This window comes from Allomuricauda sp. MMSF_3307 (assembly GCF_030733585.1).
Lineage (GTDB): Bacteria > Bacteroidota > Bacteroidia > Flavobacteriales > Flavobacteriaceae > Flagellimonas.
The window spans coordinates 360690-375794 of sequence record NZ_JASHIQ010000001.1; the positions used below are offsets into that span (position 1 = coordinate 360690).

13 protein-coding genes are annotated in these 15105 nt (G+C 44.6%); 5 read left to right on the forward strand and 8 right to left on the reverse strand.

Features of this window, described 5'->3' with window-relative positions:
- Positions 1-35: 35 nt before the first annotated feature.
- A complete protein-coding gene (locus tag RBB12_RS01540) occupies positions 36-548 on the forward strand; it encodes a DUF3124 domain-containing protein (protein ID WP_306012516.1) in 513 nt (170 codons plus the stop codon).
- A gap of 100 nt (positions 549-648) precedes the next feature.
- Complete coding sequence (locus RBB12_RS01545) at positions 649-2316, forward strand: formate--tetrahydrofolate ligase (protein ID WP_306012517.1); 1668 nt, start codon at positions 649-651, stop codon at positions 2314-2316.
- A 3-nt stretch (positions 2317-2319) separates the two neighbouring features.
- On the opposite strand, the gene RBB12_RS01550 is transcribed toward RBB12_RS01545, so the two are convergent.
- On the reverse strand, positions 2320-3861 hold the full coding sequence (locus tag RBB12_RS01550) for a glycine--tRNA ligase (protein ID WP_306012518.1): 1542 nt from the start codon (positions 3859-3861) through the stop codon (positions 2320-2322).
- A gap of 36 nt (positions 3862-3897) precedes the next feature.
- Positions 3898-4794 (reverse strand): hypothetical protein, encoded by an 897-nt coding sequence (locus tag RBB12_RS01555; protein WP_293280760.1) that lies wholly within the window; start codon positions 4792-4794, stop codon positions 3898-3900.
- Positions 4795-4843: 49 nt separating this feature from the next.
- Between RBB12_RS01555 and RBB12_RS01560 the strand changes: the two genes are divergently transcribed.
- Positions 4844-5539: a ComF family protein gene (locus RBB12_RS01560; RefSeq protein ID WP_306012519.1), complete on the forward strand. Its 696-nt coding sequence runs from the start codon at positions 4844-4846 to the stop codon at positions 5537-5539.
- Positions 5540-5603: 64 nt separating this feature from the next.
- Positions 5604-7223: an Ig-like domain-containing protein gene (locus tag RBB12_RS01565; RefSeq protein ID WP_306012520.1), complete on the forward strand. Its 1620-nt coding sequence runs from the start codon at positions 5604-5606 to the stop codon at positions 7221-7223.
- Here RBB12_RS01565 and RBB12_RS01570 read toward each other — a convergent pair.
- The 3 genes from RBB12_RS01570 to katG all read right to left on the reverse strand — a co-directional run bounded on the left by RBB12_RS01570 (position 7207) and on the right by katG (position 10770).
- Positions 7207-7983, reverse strand: a complete 777-nt coding sequence (locus tag RBB12_RS01570) for an amidohydrolase (RefSeq protein ID WP_306012521.1) — start codon at positions 7981-7983, stop codon at positions 7207-7209. The genes RBB12_RS01565 and RBB12_RS01570 overlap by 17 nt on opposite strands.
- Positions 7984-8460 (reverse strand): ankyrin repeat domain-containing protein, encoded by a 477-nt coding sequence (locus RBB12_RS01575; protein WP_306012522.1) that lies wholly within the window; start codon positions 8458-8460, stop codon positions 7984-7986.
- Positions 8461-8556: 96 nt separating this feature from the next.
- Positions 8557-10770, reverse strand: a complete 2214-nt coding sequence (katG, locus tag RBB12_RS01580; protein WP_306012523.1) for a catalase/peroxidase HPI — start codon at positions 10768-10770, stop codon at positions 8557-8559.
- Positions 10771-11005: 235 nt separating this feature from the next.
- On the opposite strand from katG, the gene RBB12_RS01585 reads away from it, so the two are divergent.
- Positions 11006-11536 carry a lipid-binding SYLF domain-containing protein gene (locus tag RBB12_RS01585; protein ID WP_306012524.1) on the forward strand — a complete coding sequence of 177 codons (531 nt, stop codon included), beginning with the start codon at positions 11006-11008 and terminating at the stop codon, positions 11534-11536.
- A gap of 47 nt (positions 11537-11583) precedes the next feature.
- Here RBB12_RS01585 and RBB12_RS01590 read toward each other — a convergent pair whose 3' ends face one another.
- From RBB12_RS01590 to RBB12_RS01600, 3 genes are read right to left on the reverse strand one after another with little or no spacing between them, the layout of a single operon-like run.
- Positions 11584-12021 (reverse strand): hypothetical protein, encoded by a 438-nt coding sequence (locus RBB12_RS01590; protein WP_306012525.1) that lies wholly within the window; start codon positions 12019-12021, stop codon positions 11584-11586.
- A gap of 9 nt (positions 12022-12030) precedes the next feature.
- On the reverse strand, positions 12031-13689 hold the full coding sequence (locus RBB12_RS01595; protein ID WP_306012526.1) for a hypothetical protein: 1659 nt from the start codon (positions 13687-13689) through the stop codon (positions 12031-12033).
- A 44-nt stretch (positions 13690-13733) separates the two neighbouring features.
- Positions 13734-15098 (reverse strand): DUF5689 domain-containing protein, encoded by a 1365-nt coding sequence (locus tag RBB12_RS01600; protein WP_306012527.1) that lies wholly within the window; start codon positions 15096-15098, stop codon positions 13734-13736.
- Between the last annotated feature and the right edge of the window lie 7 nt (positions 15099-15105).

Genomic DNA, 15105 nt, shown 5'->3' on the forward strand with positions numbered 1-15105 from the left:
TAATCCGTATCTTAGATGAGCTATTGAAACCTAACATGAAAAGACTTGTCTTCCTTATTTTCCCCATTTTGATTTTTTCCTGTGTTGAAGACACAAAGCAAGAGGTAAGTTCCATCGACCCCGTGAACTGGAACAATAGAACGGCGTCGATTTCTGTGCAAGATTCACTAATGAAAGGCATTTCCTATCTATCGGTGTATTCAGAGATTTACAGCGAAACGGAACATCGCACGCATAATTTGACGAGCACCATCAGTATGCGAAATACCAACCTAAAGGATACCATCTACATCAATAAGGCCGAATATTTTGATACCGAGGGCAGTCCCATCCGTAGCTATTTTGAGGAACCCATCTTTATCAGGCCCATGGAAACCGTGGAAATCGTAATCGATGAAAAGGACCGCTTGGGGGGAACAGGTGCCAACTTTCTTTTTCATTGGTCCATAAAACCCACCTCCAACGAACCTTATTTTGAAGGGGTCATGATTTCCACCTCCGGCCAGCAAGGACTCTCCTTTACCACCCAAGGACGACGGGTGGAATAAACTGAACACGTACAAATATCATAGTTTTACTCCCTCAATTATAGTATCTTGTCTATTGAATTTTTGGGAAATCCCATCCCAATTGACAAACATCAAGACTATGACCGATTTACAGATTGCCAAAGGTGTTTCATTAAAACACATCTCTTCCATTGCCCAAAAATTCGGAATCGACCCCGAACAGATTGAAATGTTCGGAAAATACAAAGCAAAGCTTCCGTTAAAGGCCATCAACCGTGAAAAAGCACAACAAAGCAATTTGGTTTTGGTATCGGCCATTTCGCCCACACCTGCGGGAGAGGGGAAAACCACCATGTCCATAGGATTATCCGAAGGGTTGAACCGCCTAGGAAAAAAATCCACGGTTGTTTTGCGTGAGCCATCGCTGGGACCCGTTTTTGGGATTAAGGGCGGAGCTACAGGTGGTGGTCATTCCCAGGTCCTGCCCATGGAGGACATCAACCTGCATTTTACAGGAGATTTTGCGGCCATCGAAAAGGCGCACAACCTCTTATCGGCCATTATCGACAATAATATTCAAAGCAAGACCAACTCCTTGATGCTCGACCCACGTACCATTGGATGGAAACGGGTGATGGACATGAACGATCGTTCCTTACGCCATGTGATTGTTGGCTTGGGTGGAACTTCTTCTGGCGTTCCCCGGGAAACGGGTTTTGATATTACCGCAGCATCCGAGATTATGGCCATCTTATGTTTGGCCGAAAGTCTGAGCGACCTCAAAACACGATTGGGCAATATATTCGTTGGTTACACTTATGATAAAAAACCCATCTACGCCAAGGATTTAAAGGCCGAAGGGGCCATGGCAGCACTATTGAAGGATGCCATTAAACCGAATTTGGTACAGACCATTGAAGGGAATCCTGCCATTATCCATGGAGGTCCCTTTGCCAACATTGCCCAGGGAACCAACTCGGTGATAGCTACGCTAATGGGGATGTCCCATTCAGAATACACCGTGACCGAAGCAGGGTTTGGATTTGACCTCGGAGCCGAAAAATTCTTCGATATCAAGTGTCAAAGTGCTGGCTTGACGCCAAAGGCGGTTGTACTCACAACGACGATTAGAGCCTTAAAATATCACGGTGGTGCCGATTTAAAATCGTTGACCGAACCCAATGTGGCTGCCTTGAAAAAAGGATTGCCCAATTTGGAAAAACACTTGGAGAACATCGGAAAGTTTAAGGTGGTGCCCGTAATTGCCATCAATAAATTTACTACCGACACCGATGAAGAAATCGCCGTTATTAAAGAACTGGCAGCATCCAAAGGTGTACGCGTAGCGGTTGCCAATGTTTGGGCCAAAGGTGGCGTAGGTGCCGAAGAATTGGCAAAGAACGTCATCGATATTGTGGATTCCGGCGCTTCTGCATTCCAACCGCTTTACGATTGGAAGTCTTCCGTGCAGGACAAAATATCTACCATTGCCACCGAAATCTACGGAGCAGAATATGTGGATTACACGGCCAAGGCCAAGGCTGACCTTCGTAAAATTGCGGATTTGGGGCTGGAGCAATTACCCGTTTGTATTGCCAAGACGCAGAAATCACTATCCGACAATCCGAAGCTTTTGGGTAGACCCAAGGATTTTATCATCACGGTACGCGAAATAGAAATAGCTGTAGGCGCGGGATTTTTGATTCCGATTACAGGCGACATTATGCGCATGCCCGGATTGCCAGCGCATCCAGCATCCGAGAAAATCGACATCAATGATGATGGCGAAATTACAGGTCTATTTTAATTCTTAGATTTTCTGTAGCCAATAACGCATATCCACTTCCTTGGAAATGATATCTTTCACCTCTGAAAGTTTTACGCGTTTTTGTTCCATGGTATCCCTGTGGCGGATGGTCACCGTATCGTCTTCCAAGGTTTGATGGTCCACTGTAACACAAAAAGGTGTTCCTGCAGCATCTTGACGACGGTAGCGACGCCCCACGGCATCCTTTTCATCATACTCTACATTAAAATCCCATTTAAGCTCATCCACCAACTTTTGTGCGACTTCAGGCAAACCATCACGCTTAAGCAATGGTAGGACAGCCACTTTGTTCGGTGCGAGCACTGCTGGAATCTTAAGTACGGTGCGCGTAGTCCCGTTTTCCAACTCTTCCTCTTGCAGAGCATGGGAGAATACCGCCAAGAACATACGGTCTAATCCGATAGAAGTTTCCAATACATATGGGGTATAGCTCTTATTTTCCTCATGGTCAAAATACTGGAGTTTTTTGCCCGAGTACTCTTCATGCTTGCCCAAATCGAAATCCGTACGGGAATGGATCCCTTCCAATTCCTTAAATCCAAAAGGGAACTTGAATTCAATGTCAGCGGCAGCATCGGCATAGTGGGCTAATTTTTCATGGTCGTGGAAACGATAGTTCTCCTCTCCCATACCCAAAGAAAGGTGCCACTTCATCCGTTTTTCCTTCCACGCTTCGTACCATTCCATTTGTGTACCTGGTTTGATGAAGAATTGCATCTCCATCTGCTCAAACTCCCGCATACGGAAGATAAACTGACGGGCCACGATTTCGTTACGGAAGGCTTTTCCTGTTTGGGCTATCCCGAACGGAATTTTCATCCTTCCCGTTTTCTGTACGTTCAAAAAGTTGACAAATATCCCTTGTGCAGTCTCCGGACGTAGATAAAGGTCCATGGCATTATCTGCAGAAGCGCCCAATTTGGTACCGAACATCAAGTTAAACTGCTTGACATCGGTCCAGTTTTTTGATCCTGATAGTGGACAGGCAATCTCCAACTCCTCTATCAGGGCCTTTACATCGGCCAAATCCTCTTTGGCAAGGGATTGTCCCATTCGCTTAAGGATACCATCAGCCTTTTCCTGATAATCTATCACCCGCTGATTGGTAGACATGAATTGCTCCTTATCGAAACTGTCACCGAATCGTTTGGCGGCCTTGGTCACCTCTTTGTCGATTTTGGCTTCAATTTTAGCTACGTAATCCTCGATAAGGACATCGGCACGGTATCTTTTTTTGGAATCCTTGTTATCGATCAATGGATCGTTGAAGGCATCCACGTGGCCAGAGGCCTTCCAAGTGGTGGGATGCATAAATATGGCGGCATCGATGCCCACGATGTTCTCATTGAGCTGCACCATGGCCTTCCACCAATATTCGCGAATGTTTTTCTTTAGCTCTGCACCGTTCTGACCGTAGTCGTAAACAGCGCTGAGTCCATCATAGATCTCACTGGATTGAAATACGTATCCGTACTCCTTTGCGTGGGAGATAACCTTCTTAAAAATGTCTTCCTGATTTGCCATTGGGCAAAAATAGAATTTTACCCAAAAAGTAGTATGCTATTTCAGCTGAAATTCGGTGGAAGCCAACAATCTTTCGTCCTCGAATACATTTAGGGTGTAAATTCCTTCCGCCAGAGAACCTTCGGGCACGGTAATGGCGTCACAGATACTGATTTCTTTCCCAGTGTACACAATTTCCACCTTTTTACTGTAGGTGTTGCCACTCACTGAAATGGTGCTGGCATTGTCCTCGATGATAGCCATGTTCGGGTCCAAAAACTGCAGGTAGAGTACTTTGATGTCTCCTTTGGAATTGGGATCACTTAAGATGGTGACACATCCCCGTAACTTCTCTATTACCGATGCTTTATTAGTCTTGATGGGACGGCCGGCCCGCAATCTAAAACCGCTTCCCTCGGCATCCTGTAATTTCAGGTAACTTTTAATACGTAATTCTCTGGTCAACTCCTTATTGGTCTCCCGCAATAACGATTCGGTCTGTTGCATGCTGCTGGCCCTTCCCCTGAGCTCTTCCAGTTGCTTAATGGTCTCGTTGTACTTGTTTGCCAAGAGGCTATTGTTGTACCGAAGAAAGTTGTTTTTTAGCTTAAGGCTGTCAAATCTCAACTCCAACTTTCTCAGTTCCTTTCGGGTCTCCTTTAGTTTGGTGATGCTAAAATTGAGCCTACCTACGGAATCCAGCAATTGCTGTACCCTAAAACGGGAGGTCTGTAGTTCGATTTCGTTGACCTCGTTCAACCCGGACAAACGGTCCACTTCGGCACGCATCAATGTCAAATCCTTGACCAAAAGTGATTTTTCTTCCTCTAGGTAAATCATTTGGTTTTTGGACTGGGCGTAGCTGTAATAAAATGCAATAAGAATCCCCACAATTACCGCAACCATAGCGGCAAAGATAATTTTGTAGTTAAAAGTGTTATCTTGGGAGTTCATGGGGTTGACAGACTACGCTAAAAATGTATAAGATTTGACACCAAAAAGGTTGGCTAAGATAATAAACGAGATTAACAACATCCTATTGCCAAGGGCATGTTTTGGATGTAATGCCCAATTATTTAGGGGAGAACACGTTTTGTGTGCCGTTTGTCGACATGATGTGCCACTCACCGATCATAACTATCTGGAAGAAAACGCTGTGGACCGCATATTTTATGGTAGAATCCCCATAAAAAAGGCGGCATCTTTCGTTTATTTCTCCAAAAATGGCCTAGTAAAAAATGTACTGCATTGGCTTAAGTACAAAAATCAAGAACAGATCGGTGGTTTTTTTGGGGATTGGTGCGGCACCCTTTTGAAAGAATCTGGCCAACTGAAGGATATTGATGTTGTAGTCCCGGTTCCCTTACACCCCAAGAAATTGAAAAAACGGGGGTACAACCAAGTGGCATTGTTCGCTCGCCATGTAGCGCAGCATATCGGAGCGGATTATTGTGACAATTGGCTGATCAAGACCAAGAACACCAAAACCCAGACCAAAAAAGGCCGGCAAACGAGATGGGAAACTTCCAAGGATGCCTTTACCCTCGACTTTTCCAAAAATATCTCCTATACAAGAGTTCTATTGGTCGACGATGTGATCACGACGGGTGCCACCATCGAGTCCTGCGCTCAGGCCTTGCTGCAGGTAAAAGGATTGGAAGTTTCTGTTTTGAGTATGGCGGTGGTGCCAAAGGGTTAAATTTTGCCAATGCGGTATCGCATTTTTTAAATTAGTTGTTTCTTTGTTCCACAATGTTTTCGGCATGGTTTATTTGAAAAAATCGTTGGGACTTCTTTTTTTTGCATTTATGGTGATGGCCCTTTGGCAATGCGCCAAGAGAGGTTCTCCCAGCGGCGGTCCCAAGGATACTACGCCCCCCAAGTTGGTAAGGGCCGAACCAGAAAACTTTACCACTAATTTCAAGGCAAAGAAAATACGCCTCTATTTCGATGAGCTTATCAAACTGGAAGATGTCCAAAACCAGTTGGTCGTTTCGCCCCCATTTAAAAACCCAGCTACCATAACACCCATGGGTGCTCCCAGCAAGTATATCGAAGTGGAGATAAAGGATACGCTGAGGGAAAACGCTACCTACACCATTAATTTTGGACAAAGCATCGTAGACAACAACGAAAAAAACCCAAACAGTTTTTTGACCTATGTGTTTTCGACAGGAGATTATTTGGATTCCTTGACCCTGACCGGGGCTGTTTCCGATGCGGTCAACCTTAAAGCGGATGAATTTATCAGTGTGATGCTCTACGAAATGGATAGTACCTACACAGATTCCACGGTGTTTAAACAGCCACCTTTGTACATCACCAACACTGGAGATAGTTTGCCCTTTTTTGAACTAAAAAACCTGAAAGGCGGTAAATATGCTCTTTTTGGGCTCAAGGATGTGAACAAAAACAATATGTTCGATCAATCCCAGGATAAAATCGGTTTTGTTGCCGACACCATTACCGTACCAACAGATTCCATATATGTATTGAACCTGTTTAGGGAACAGCTTAATTACAAGGCATCGGTACCCAGTATGGTGGCCAAGAACAAAATCATATTTGGATACCAAGGAGATTACAGGGACATGGTCATCGAATCCTTGACTACCTTGCCGGACTCTGTGAGCACTACCCTTTTAAAAGAGAGGGACAAAGACACCTTGAATTATTGGCTTAGCCCGACAGAATTGGACTCGATTATTTTCACTGTTAGAAACGACAAAGTCGAGGCCATCGATACTTTTACGGTAAAAATGCGTGACCTTCCCATGGATTCCTTAAAACTATCCACCTCTGTAACGGGGAAGTTCAATTTTGAGGACACCTTCAGCATATTGGCCAATACTCCCATTGTTGCGTTGGATACGAGCCAAGTTTCTCTCAATGTGAGCGATTCCATTCCCATGCCTTATACTTTTGTCTTGGATACCCTTAAAAACAAAGTAGATTTTGATTTTGAGGTAGAGCCCAATCAAAAGTATTCCTTCTCGATAATGCCCGGTGCCATCACAGATTTTTTTGGGATGCAAAACGATACCTTGGACTACAACCTATCAACTGGAAGTTTTGCCGATTACGGTAACCTTAGGATGATTTTGGGTGGCGACGTAACCTATCCCATCGTTGTGCAGTTGACCAATGAAAAGGGTGTGGTGCAACGCGAAATAGTCGCCTCGGAAGTACAAACCTTTGAATTTAATCATCTAAACCCCGGGAATTATATCGCCCGCGTTATTTTTGATTCGAACGGAAACGGAAAATGGGATACGGGAAATTACTTGAAAAAACAGCAGCCCGAAAAAATCAGCTATTATCCGGGCACCATAGAAATCAGGGCAAACTGGGAAAAGGAAGAAACCTTTATTCTATCAAACTAAAGCGGTCCCTGTCCTCTAAAAATCGTAATTGTTTTCTGGTATCTTCGATATGGGCCTTGTCCAAAGTGGCGTAAAGTACCTCTTCCTTTTCGGAATAACATAATTGCTCTCCAAGGACATCGTATACTGCGGAATGCCCAGTGCATTCGAAATCAGCCCCATCCAAACCTACGCGATTGACCCCGACGCAATAGGCCATGTTTTCAATGGCCCTTGCCTTTAAGAGTGTATCCCAAGCGGCGATTCTTTTCTTGGGCCAGTTGGCAACGTACATCAGCACATCGTAATCCTCCGAATTTCTGGACCACACTGGAAATCGCAAATCGTAACAAATCATCGGGCAGATTTTAAATCCTTTAAAGTCCAAAATAAGTTTTTCGTTTCCTGCCTCGTACACTTGATCCTCTCCTGCCAAGGTAAAGGTGTGTTTTTTATCATAATGCTTGAAGGAACCATCAGGATAGACAAAAAAAAGTCGATTGTAAAATTGATTTTCCTCTTGAAAAACAATGCTCCCGACCATGGCCGAGTCCTTTTCCTTTGCCAAAGCCTTCATCCAATCCACCGTAATCTCCCCTTCCGATGGCTCTATATTTCCGGGGTTCATGGTAAAGCCACTGGTAAACATTTCAGGCAGCACAATGACATCGACATTCGAAGGAATAGTTGCTAACTTCTCATCGAACATCTTCCTATTGTTTACCGGGTCTTCCCAATGCAATGTGGTTTGAATCAAAGCAATGTTCAAGGTTTTGGACATCTAGTATTGTTTTAAGAGTTCCTCCAGTTCCGTGTTTCCTTGTTCCTTCACCAAGTCCATGGCGGTGTTGCCGCGTGCATCCTTCACCGTTGCATCGGCCCCATGCTTTAAAAGCATTTCGGCAATATCCTTTCGGTTAAAAGTGACTGCGTAAATGAGACAGGTAGCGCCCATAGCGTTTTTTTGGCTCACATTGGCACCAGCATCAATCAGTTTTTGGGCAATATCCGTATAGCCCTTAAAGCAAACTCCCATAAGTGCGGTATTGCCCGAACCATCCAAGGCATCGACTTTGGCTCCTTTTTTAAGTAAAAAATCCACCAAATCGGTATGGCCATAATATGCGGCCAACAATAATGGCGTGGAGCCCCTTTCATCTTTGACTTCCAGCAAAGCTGGGTCGTTGTTCAGTAGCTTTTGTACGGTCTCTAGATTGCCCGACCGTATCTGATTGAAAAGTTCCTGCTTGTTGTTCATAGCTCTGTGAAAGTTATAAAAAAACTGCCATAACCTTGTGGGGTCATGGCAGCATTTAATTCAATTTTCTTTTTCTATTCACTCGCTCCGATGAACCTAGGCCACATCAAAACGATCTAAGTTCATTACTTTGGTCCATGCGGCAACAAAATCTTTTACAAATCGCTCTTTGTAATCGCTGCCCGCATACAATTCTGCCAAGGCACGTAGCTCGGAGTTGGAACCAAAAATAAGGTCTACACGGGTTCCGGTCCATTTTACCTCTCCGGTCTTACGGTCCTTACCTTCAAAAACCTCTTCGGCTTCAGATGTTGCTTCCCACTGGGTCGCCATATCCAAAAGATTCACAAAGAAATCATTACTCAAGGTACCGGGCTTATCCGTAAACACGCCATGGTCGGAACCATCAAAATTGATGTTTATGGTTCTCAAACCACCCAAAAGAACGGTCATTTCAGGAGCGGTCAAGGTCAATAGCTCAGCCTTATCCACCAACATGGTCTCTGGGGTGGTCTCAAAATTTGGCGCAAAGTAGTTGCGGAATCCATCGGCCTGAGGTCTCAACCATTCAAAGGATTCAACATCGGTCTGGTCCGCGGAAGCATCGGTACGGCCCGGTGTGAAGGGTACGGAGACATCATAACCAGCATCTTTTGCTGCTTTTTCGATACCTACTACACCTCCCAAGACCACCAAATCGGCCATGGATACTTTTTTGTTTCCAGATTGCTCATCATTGAACCCTTGCTGAATCACTTCGTAGGTGTTCAATACTTTCTTCAACTGTTTTGGATTGTTGACTTCCCAATCAATTTGAGGGGCCAAACGGATACGTCCGCCATTGGCTCCACCACGCTTATCAGAACCCCTAAAAGTAGAGGCTGAAGCCCATGCTGTTGAAACCAGTTCTGACACACTCAATCCGGCGCTTACGATTTTACCTTTCAAATTGGCAACATCGTCATCGTTGATAGTTTCGTAATCCGCCGCTGGAATGGGGTCTTGCCACAACAGTTCTTCTTCTGGCACTTCTGGTCCATACAATACGGCTTTGGGTCCCATATCCCTGTGGGTCAACTTGTACCAAGCACGTGCGAAGGCATCTGCAAACTCATCTGGGTTTTCGTAAAATCTACGTGAAATTTTTTCGTATTCCGGATCTACGCGCAAGGCCAAATCCGTAGTGAACATCATTGGAGCGTGCTTAAGGTTTGGGTCGTAAGCATCTACTACGGTTCCTGCTCCTCCACCATTCACGGGTTGCCATTGTACATCTCCTGCCGGACTTGTTGTTTTTTCCCATTCGTAACCAAATAGGTTTTCAAAATAGCCCATATCCCATTTGATGGGGTTGTTGGTCCAGGCGCCTTCCTCACCATCGGTAATGGTATCGGGTCCTTTTCCTGATTTGAAATCGCTCATCCAACCAAATCCTTGATTGGCCATGGCAGCACCTTCTGGCTCTACGCCTTTGTGTTCATGTGGTCCCGCTCCGTGTGCTTTACCAAAGGTATGTCCTCCAGCAATCAAGGCTACGGTCTCCTCATCGTTCATAGCCATACGGCCAAAGGAGTTCCTGATGTACTTCGCTGCTTTAAGAGGATCTGGGTCTCCGTTAGGTCCTGCTGGGTTAACATAGATTAATCCCATATGGTCGGCAGCAAGGTTACCTTTCAACATACCGTCATCATCGTGACGCTCATCTCCGACCCATACTTTTTCGGGTCCCCAGTTTGTGGCTTTGTCAGCTTCCCAGTCGTCCCTGCGTCCTCCGGCAAAACCAAAGGTTTTGAAGCCCATGGACTCCAAGGCCACGTTTCCGGTCAACACCAAAAGGTCGGCCCAAGAAATTTTGTTCCCATATTTTTGTTTGATGGGCCATAATAGTCGACGTGCTTTGTCCAAGTTGGCGTTATCCGGCCAGCTGTTCAATGGGGCAAAACGTTGTTGTCCTCCAACAGCTCCACCACGGCCATCCTGTACCCGGTACGTACCGGCAGCGTGCCATGTCATACGGATAAAAAATGGTCCGTAATGTCCGTAATCTGCAGGCCACCAATCTTGGCTGTCTGTCATCAAATCGGTAAGGTCTTTTTTTAGGGCATCCAAGTCGAGTGACTTAAAGGCTTCCACATAGTCAAAATCCTCGCCCAAAGGGTTGGTCAGGTTCGAATGTTGGCGCAAAATGCCCAAATTTAATTGCTCTGGCCACCAATAATCGATGGAAGTTCCCTCCCCTGCAGCTTGGTTCATCGCATTGAGGTGTGGGCACATGCTTGCATCTGCCCCGTTTGCCAATTCTGTACTCATGATTGTATCGTTGTTTTATATTAATTTTCAGTTCCTTAAAGATACTAAATTGCTTGCCTAGACCATAGACGTTTGATATTAATATATTATTAAAACATAGTTTTTCTCTATTGGTTTCACCTCCTTTGATCGAGTTCCTTGATTTTCTATATTTTCCTTAACACTATTTGGCAAACCCTTTCCAAATTGGAGCAAGTTGTTTGGTTACTTTTGATTGAACCTTAATAATGACACTATGAAATTGATAAGAATATGTGCCCTGGCAACCCTATTGTTAACAACAACCGTTGCCTCGGCCCAAAGTAGAAAGGACCAAAAGATTATGCAGGATGCCCAAAAGGCCAAAACGACCCTACTGGAGACCAGTCCGGGCTTGGAACGCTTTTTTGAAGATTCCGCTGGCTACGTAATTTTCCCGAATGTAGGGAAAGGTGGTTTTATTATTGGCGGGGCATCCGGTAACGGCGTAGTCTACGAAAATGGAGAAGCAGTGGGCATGGCCGATTTGAAAAAGTTGAACATTGGACTACAAGCGGGTGGTCAGGCCATTATCGAGGTCATCTTTTTTGAGACGGATGTGGATTTACAACGCTTCAAAACCGAAAAATTCCAATTTGCGGCCGAAACCTCTGCTGTTGCCCTAAAATCCGGTATTGCCTTTAATGCCAAATACAAGGATGGTGTAGCCGTTTTTGCCCTGCCCAAGGCCGGCCTAATGGCCGACGCCTCGGTTGGTGGACAAAAGTTTGGGTATAAGGCTTTTTAAGGGTCAAGTAATAGGGCTGCCCAAAATTTCTTATATTTTAAGTTAAATTAATTACATGAACCTTCACAGGGCAACGCATTGTTGTAATCCTCTACAGTGAATACAAAATCCTCGGTGAAATCCCCATACAAACATACATCGATTGGATTTCGCGGGTTTTGATTACATTCTGATTTGAAGATTGTCCTTCTTTCATTGGCATAAATGATTACCAAAGAATCGTAAAGCCGACTCCCTGCAAGAAAAACTTTGAAATTGTATTCGCTGGGGGGCAACCCGTCCGTAAATACCTTTTCCAGTTTTGCATCAATAGCTAAAGTGGTGATTTCCGGAGTTACATCGGGAAAATCCGAGCGGTAGCTCTTGATCACCAAAGGCCTGCCACTTTTGTTTTCCATGGAATAATGGTAAACGTCCCGCTCTCCTAAATTTTCGCCGCACGCCATTAGTAAAAGGGCCAATAATAAATACATACTTTTCATCATCTTAATAATTTAATCCTTCCAATTGTTAAAAAGTTCATCCAGATATATTTCTGTTGGGTTGCTATACCTATTCTTGATATTGTCCCGCCACTGATTCCACGATTTGGCACCAACCAAGGCACTCTCTAATTGCTTGATGGTGTAACCTTGGACTCTATCAATGGGGTAACTTGACCCATAAAGCAATCTTTGATTGACGGTATCTGTCATATCAAAACCAGCAGAAGTGTAATAGGGGTGATCTTCTATTCTTTGAAGTTGTAGGTTTTCATCCTCATATATATAGTTTGGCCTATTAAAAAGATTCCTATAGCGATGCAATACAAAGGTGACTTCCACCGCCGAAGCCCAGCTTTCCAATAATCTACGACGGTCCCTTCCTATTGGCCCAGGGTTTGAGCAACCATTTAGTGATGTACATGGACCTGACCAAGCATCCCAGACCACCGCGTTGTATGCATTTCTATCCACTTCCCTATGGGCGGCATGGGCGAGTTCGTGGACAATGGTTCCATAAACTTCGTCAGATTGTGAACGCCACTCCATTAAAGATATATCATTTCCAAACCAAATCCTTCTAGCCTTAACATAGGAAGACCTGTCATTTTTTAGTTGGGCGGCAATTTTCAACTGTCTCTTAAAAAAACTGTTTCTCGGGGGCGATGTCAATCCAAACCTTCCACCGTAATAATAGTCCATAGCACCTTGATGTATCAAAGCATAGTACTGTTGGCTGTTGTTCACAACATTGCTTGAAGAACTCCCGAGATCAACATTCCAATCCCCACGTCTTTTGGGTCCGTTCAATATGGCTTGCCCAAAGGTGCCCGACCTGATACTAAATTCATACCTGTCCCATTTTATACTATAATTTGCGTCACGTCTAAACCGACCATCGCATGTATATCTTCCGCTGCTATCTGTAAAACCTCGGTGTGTGGTAAACCACCTTCTTGCCCTAACTTTTACACCGGATACTCCTACGTAATTATCCAATATATGGTCAAAAACCCTAATTCTACCTGCGGGACGCCACCTACTCTTTGCTGTTGAAGAACTTTGATATTCTTGGGCATCCAAGTTGCCCGTTAAGTACAATGATTCATCAACAAGCATTTCAATAACTTGTTTAGAGGCAAATTTGGTTTTTGAATCATTTTCTGTATCCGAATCTTCGTCTGGAATAAAAAGATCTTCCAATATCTCATGTTCAATATCCTCTGGAAAAGGATTTCCTAAAGGGATTGAGGCATATTGAAACGTCGGTTGTTCCATCGGAATTTCGGGGTCATGGTAAAAATCACCCGATTCAACTACTTCAAAATCCAATGGGATGTCATACAGCACCAAAGTAGAATCCAATTTAAGTTTGGCAAGTTCCTCCTCATCCTTTGGTTTAAATTTCACATAGAAATGGGTAGCCTCAATTTCCCCTTCTTTTGTAACTTTCTTTTTGGAGCTTAAGCTTTCCCAAGCTAGTTTCATATTCTTCACTGAATATGGATTCTCGAGCTTTTTTCCCAACTTCACTCTTTGTAAAGTATCCGATTCTACCTGTGCTTCAGGTTGCGGTTTAAGTGTTAAGGATTCTTCCTTTTCACATGCGGAAATCGTAATTACCGCAAGAGCTATTTTTACCATAGCCCAATACATTTTGGCATTTTTCATAATAAAAGAATTAAAATGTTATTGGGGTATGCTGCGCAGTATGTTCACTCCCGTACACTGGGGGTGAAATCCTCGGGGGCGTTCTGGGGCTGTTGTACGGTTCCCGCCTCTCCGGTATCGTTAAAGATAGTCCATTCCGAAAATGTATACACGGGGTTTGCGGTGGTAATTTCGATGTTCCGTACCGCACGGCCATCCTCAAATTCGTGATTGGTTCCGGAACCATCCTCTCCAATGACCCCAAACGCATCAATGACGGTCCCAAAAGGGTCCACAAGCTCCAAATTGTCATCCCCGTTCGAATCGGCAGGGCTGTTGGTGGACACCCCTAAATCGGGAGGAAAGCCATATACCAGTTCAAATTCGGAGGCGTTGGGGGATATCACCAAGGTGCTTTCGCCATTGATTATGAAGCCCGTTAAATCGATGGTAGAACTCACCTCCGTATTGTCGTTGGTATAGCGTCGGAGCGTCCACAGGTTTAAATCCAGCGGTTCTTCACTCGCATTGTACAGTTCCACAAAGCGCGCGCCGGAATTGTTGTCCGGGTCGGCCAATTCCGAAATAAAAATACGATTGGAAGTAAACTCTGTGATGATTTCCGGACAGCGGTCATTGGTAAAGGACACATCTTCCAAACTACGGATGATCAACTGAGGGGACTTCCCATCTTTGGTGAGTATGGCCGTTAGGGTTCCATTGGTTTGCGGTAATGGCTCTGCCTGAAAATCGGAGTAGCCACTGTTCAACAAAGTAATTTGATTTTCCGCACAATCCATCAAGATGCGTTCGGTTTCTTCCTCGGGAATGGCGTAGGTTTCACCCAAAATATCTTCTGCAAACTCCAATGAATCCAACTGCACCAATATTTCCGAAGGAATACTGTCAATTTCCGAAATGGTTGTCTTAAATGGGTGAACCGTACCCACCCCTTCACAGGAGCTAAATACGTGCTCAAACACCTTTCCCCTGGGCAATCGACCTACCGAGAGGTTCCCAAAAGAGGAGAAAACCCCTCCCAACTCAAGCGTAGTTCCCCTTCGGTCCAGATAGAGTTCCTTTAGTTTGATATAAACTTTGCTCCCGACTGGATACAGTAAATGCGACTCCTGCAAATCCGTCTCCAACCTCAGTCCCCCCGAAGGATTCGTGGGACGGTCCTGTAGATAAAGTACATTAAAAAAATTGCCTGCTTTGTCGGAAGAAATCACATAGCCCTCCAGCACCCAATCTTCCTGAATCTGTACCACATCGTCTTGAACCAGCGAATCCAAAGCGGCGAAAGTGATGTTTGCCGTAATATCCGTAGTGCAGTTGGCTTCCAATGTTCCAAATTCACGGCCCTCCACACAACTCCATGCAATGATGGCCAATACAATTCCGATGCTCTTTAAAACTAAATTTTTCATGGGATAA

Coding starts and splice junctions, on each gene's coding strand:
- RBB12_RS01575 (WP_306012522.1), bottom strand. CDS start 8,460: ATGAACAACAAGCAGGAACTTTTCAATCAGATACGGTCGGGCAATCTA.
- RBB12_RS01565 (WP_306012520.1), top strand. CDS start 5,604: ATGGTTTATTTGAAAAAATCGTTGGGACTTCTTTTTTTTGCATTTATG.
- RBB12_RS01540 (WP_306012516.1), top strand. CDS start 36: ATGAAAAGACTTGTCTTCCTTATTTTCCCCATTTTGATTTTTTCCTGT.
- RBB12_RS01550 (WP_306012518.1), bottom strand. CDS start 3,861: ATGGCAAATCAGGAAGACATTTTTAAGAAGGTTATCTCCCACGCAAAG.
- RBB12_RS01585 (WP_306012524.1), top strand. CDS start 11,006: ATGAAATTGATAAGAATATGTGCCCTGGCAACCCTATTGTTAACAACA.
- RBB12_RS01555 (WP_293280760.1), bottom strand. CDS start 4,794: ATGAACTCCCAAGATAACACTTTTAACTACAAAATTATCTTTGCCGCT.
- RBB12_RS01545 (WP_306012517.1), top strand. CDS start 649: ATGACCGATTTACAGATTGCCAAAGGTGTTTCATTAAAACACATCTCT.
- katG (WP_306012523.1), bottom strand. CDS start 10,770: ATGAGTACAGAATTGGCAAACGGGGCAGATGCAAGCATGTGCCCACAC.
- RBB12_RS01590 (WP_306012525.1), bottom strand. CDS start 12,021: ATGATGAAAAGTATGTATTTATTATTGGCCCTTTTACTAATGGCGTGC.
- RBB12_RS01595 (WP_306012526.1), bottom strand. CDS start 13,689: ATGAAAAATGCCAAAATGTATTGGGCTATGGTAAAAATAGCTCTTGCG.
- RBB12_RS01570 (WP_306012521.1), bottom strand. CDS start 7,983: ATGTCCAAAACCTTGAACATTGCTTTGATTCAAACCACATTGCATTGG.
- RBB12_RS01600 (WP_306012527.1), bottom strand. CDS start 15,098: ATGAAAAATTTAGTTTTAAAGAGCATCGGAATTGTATTGGCCATCATT.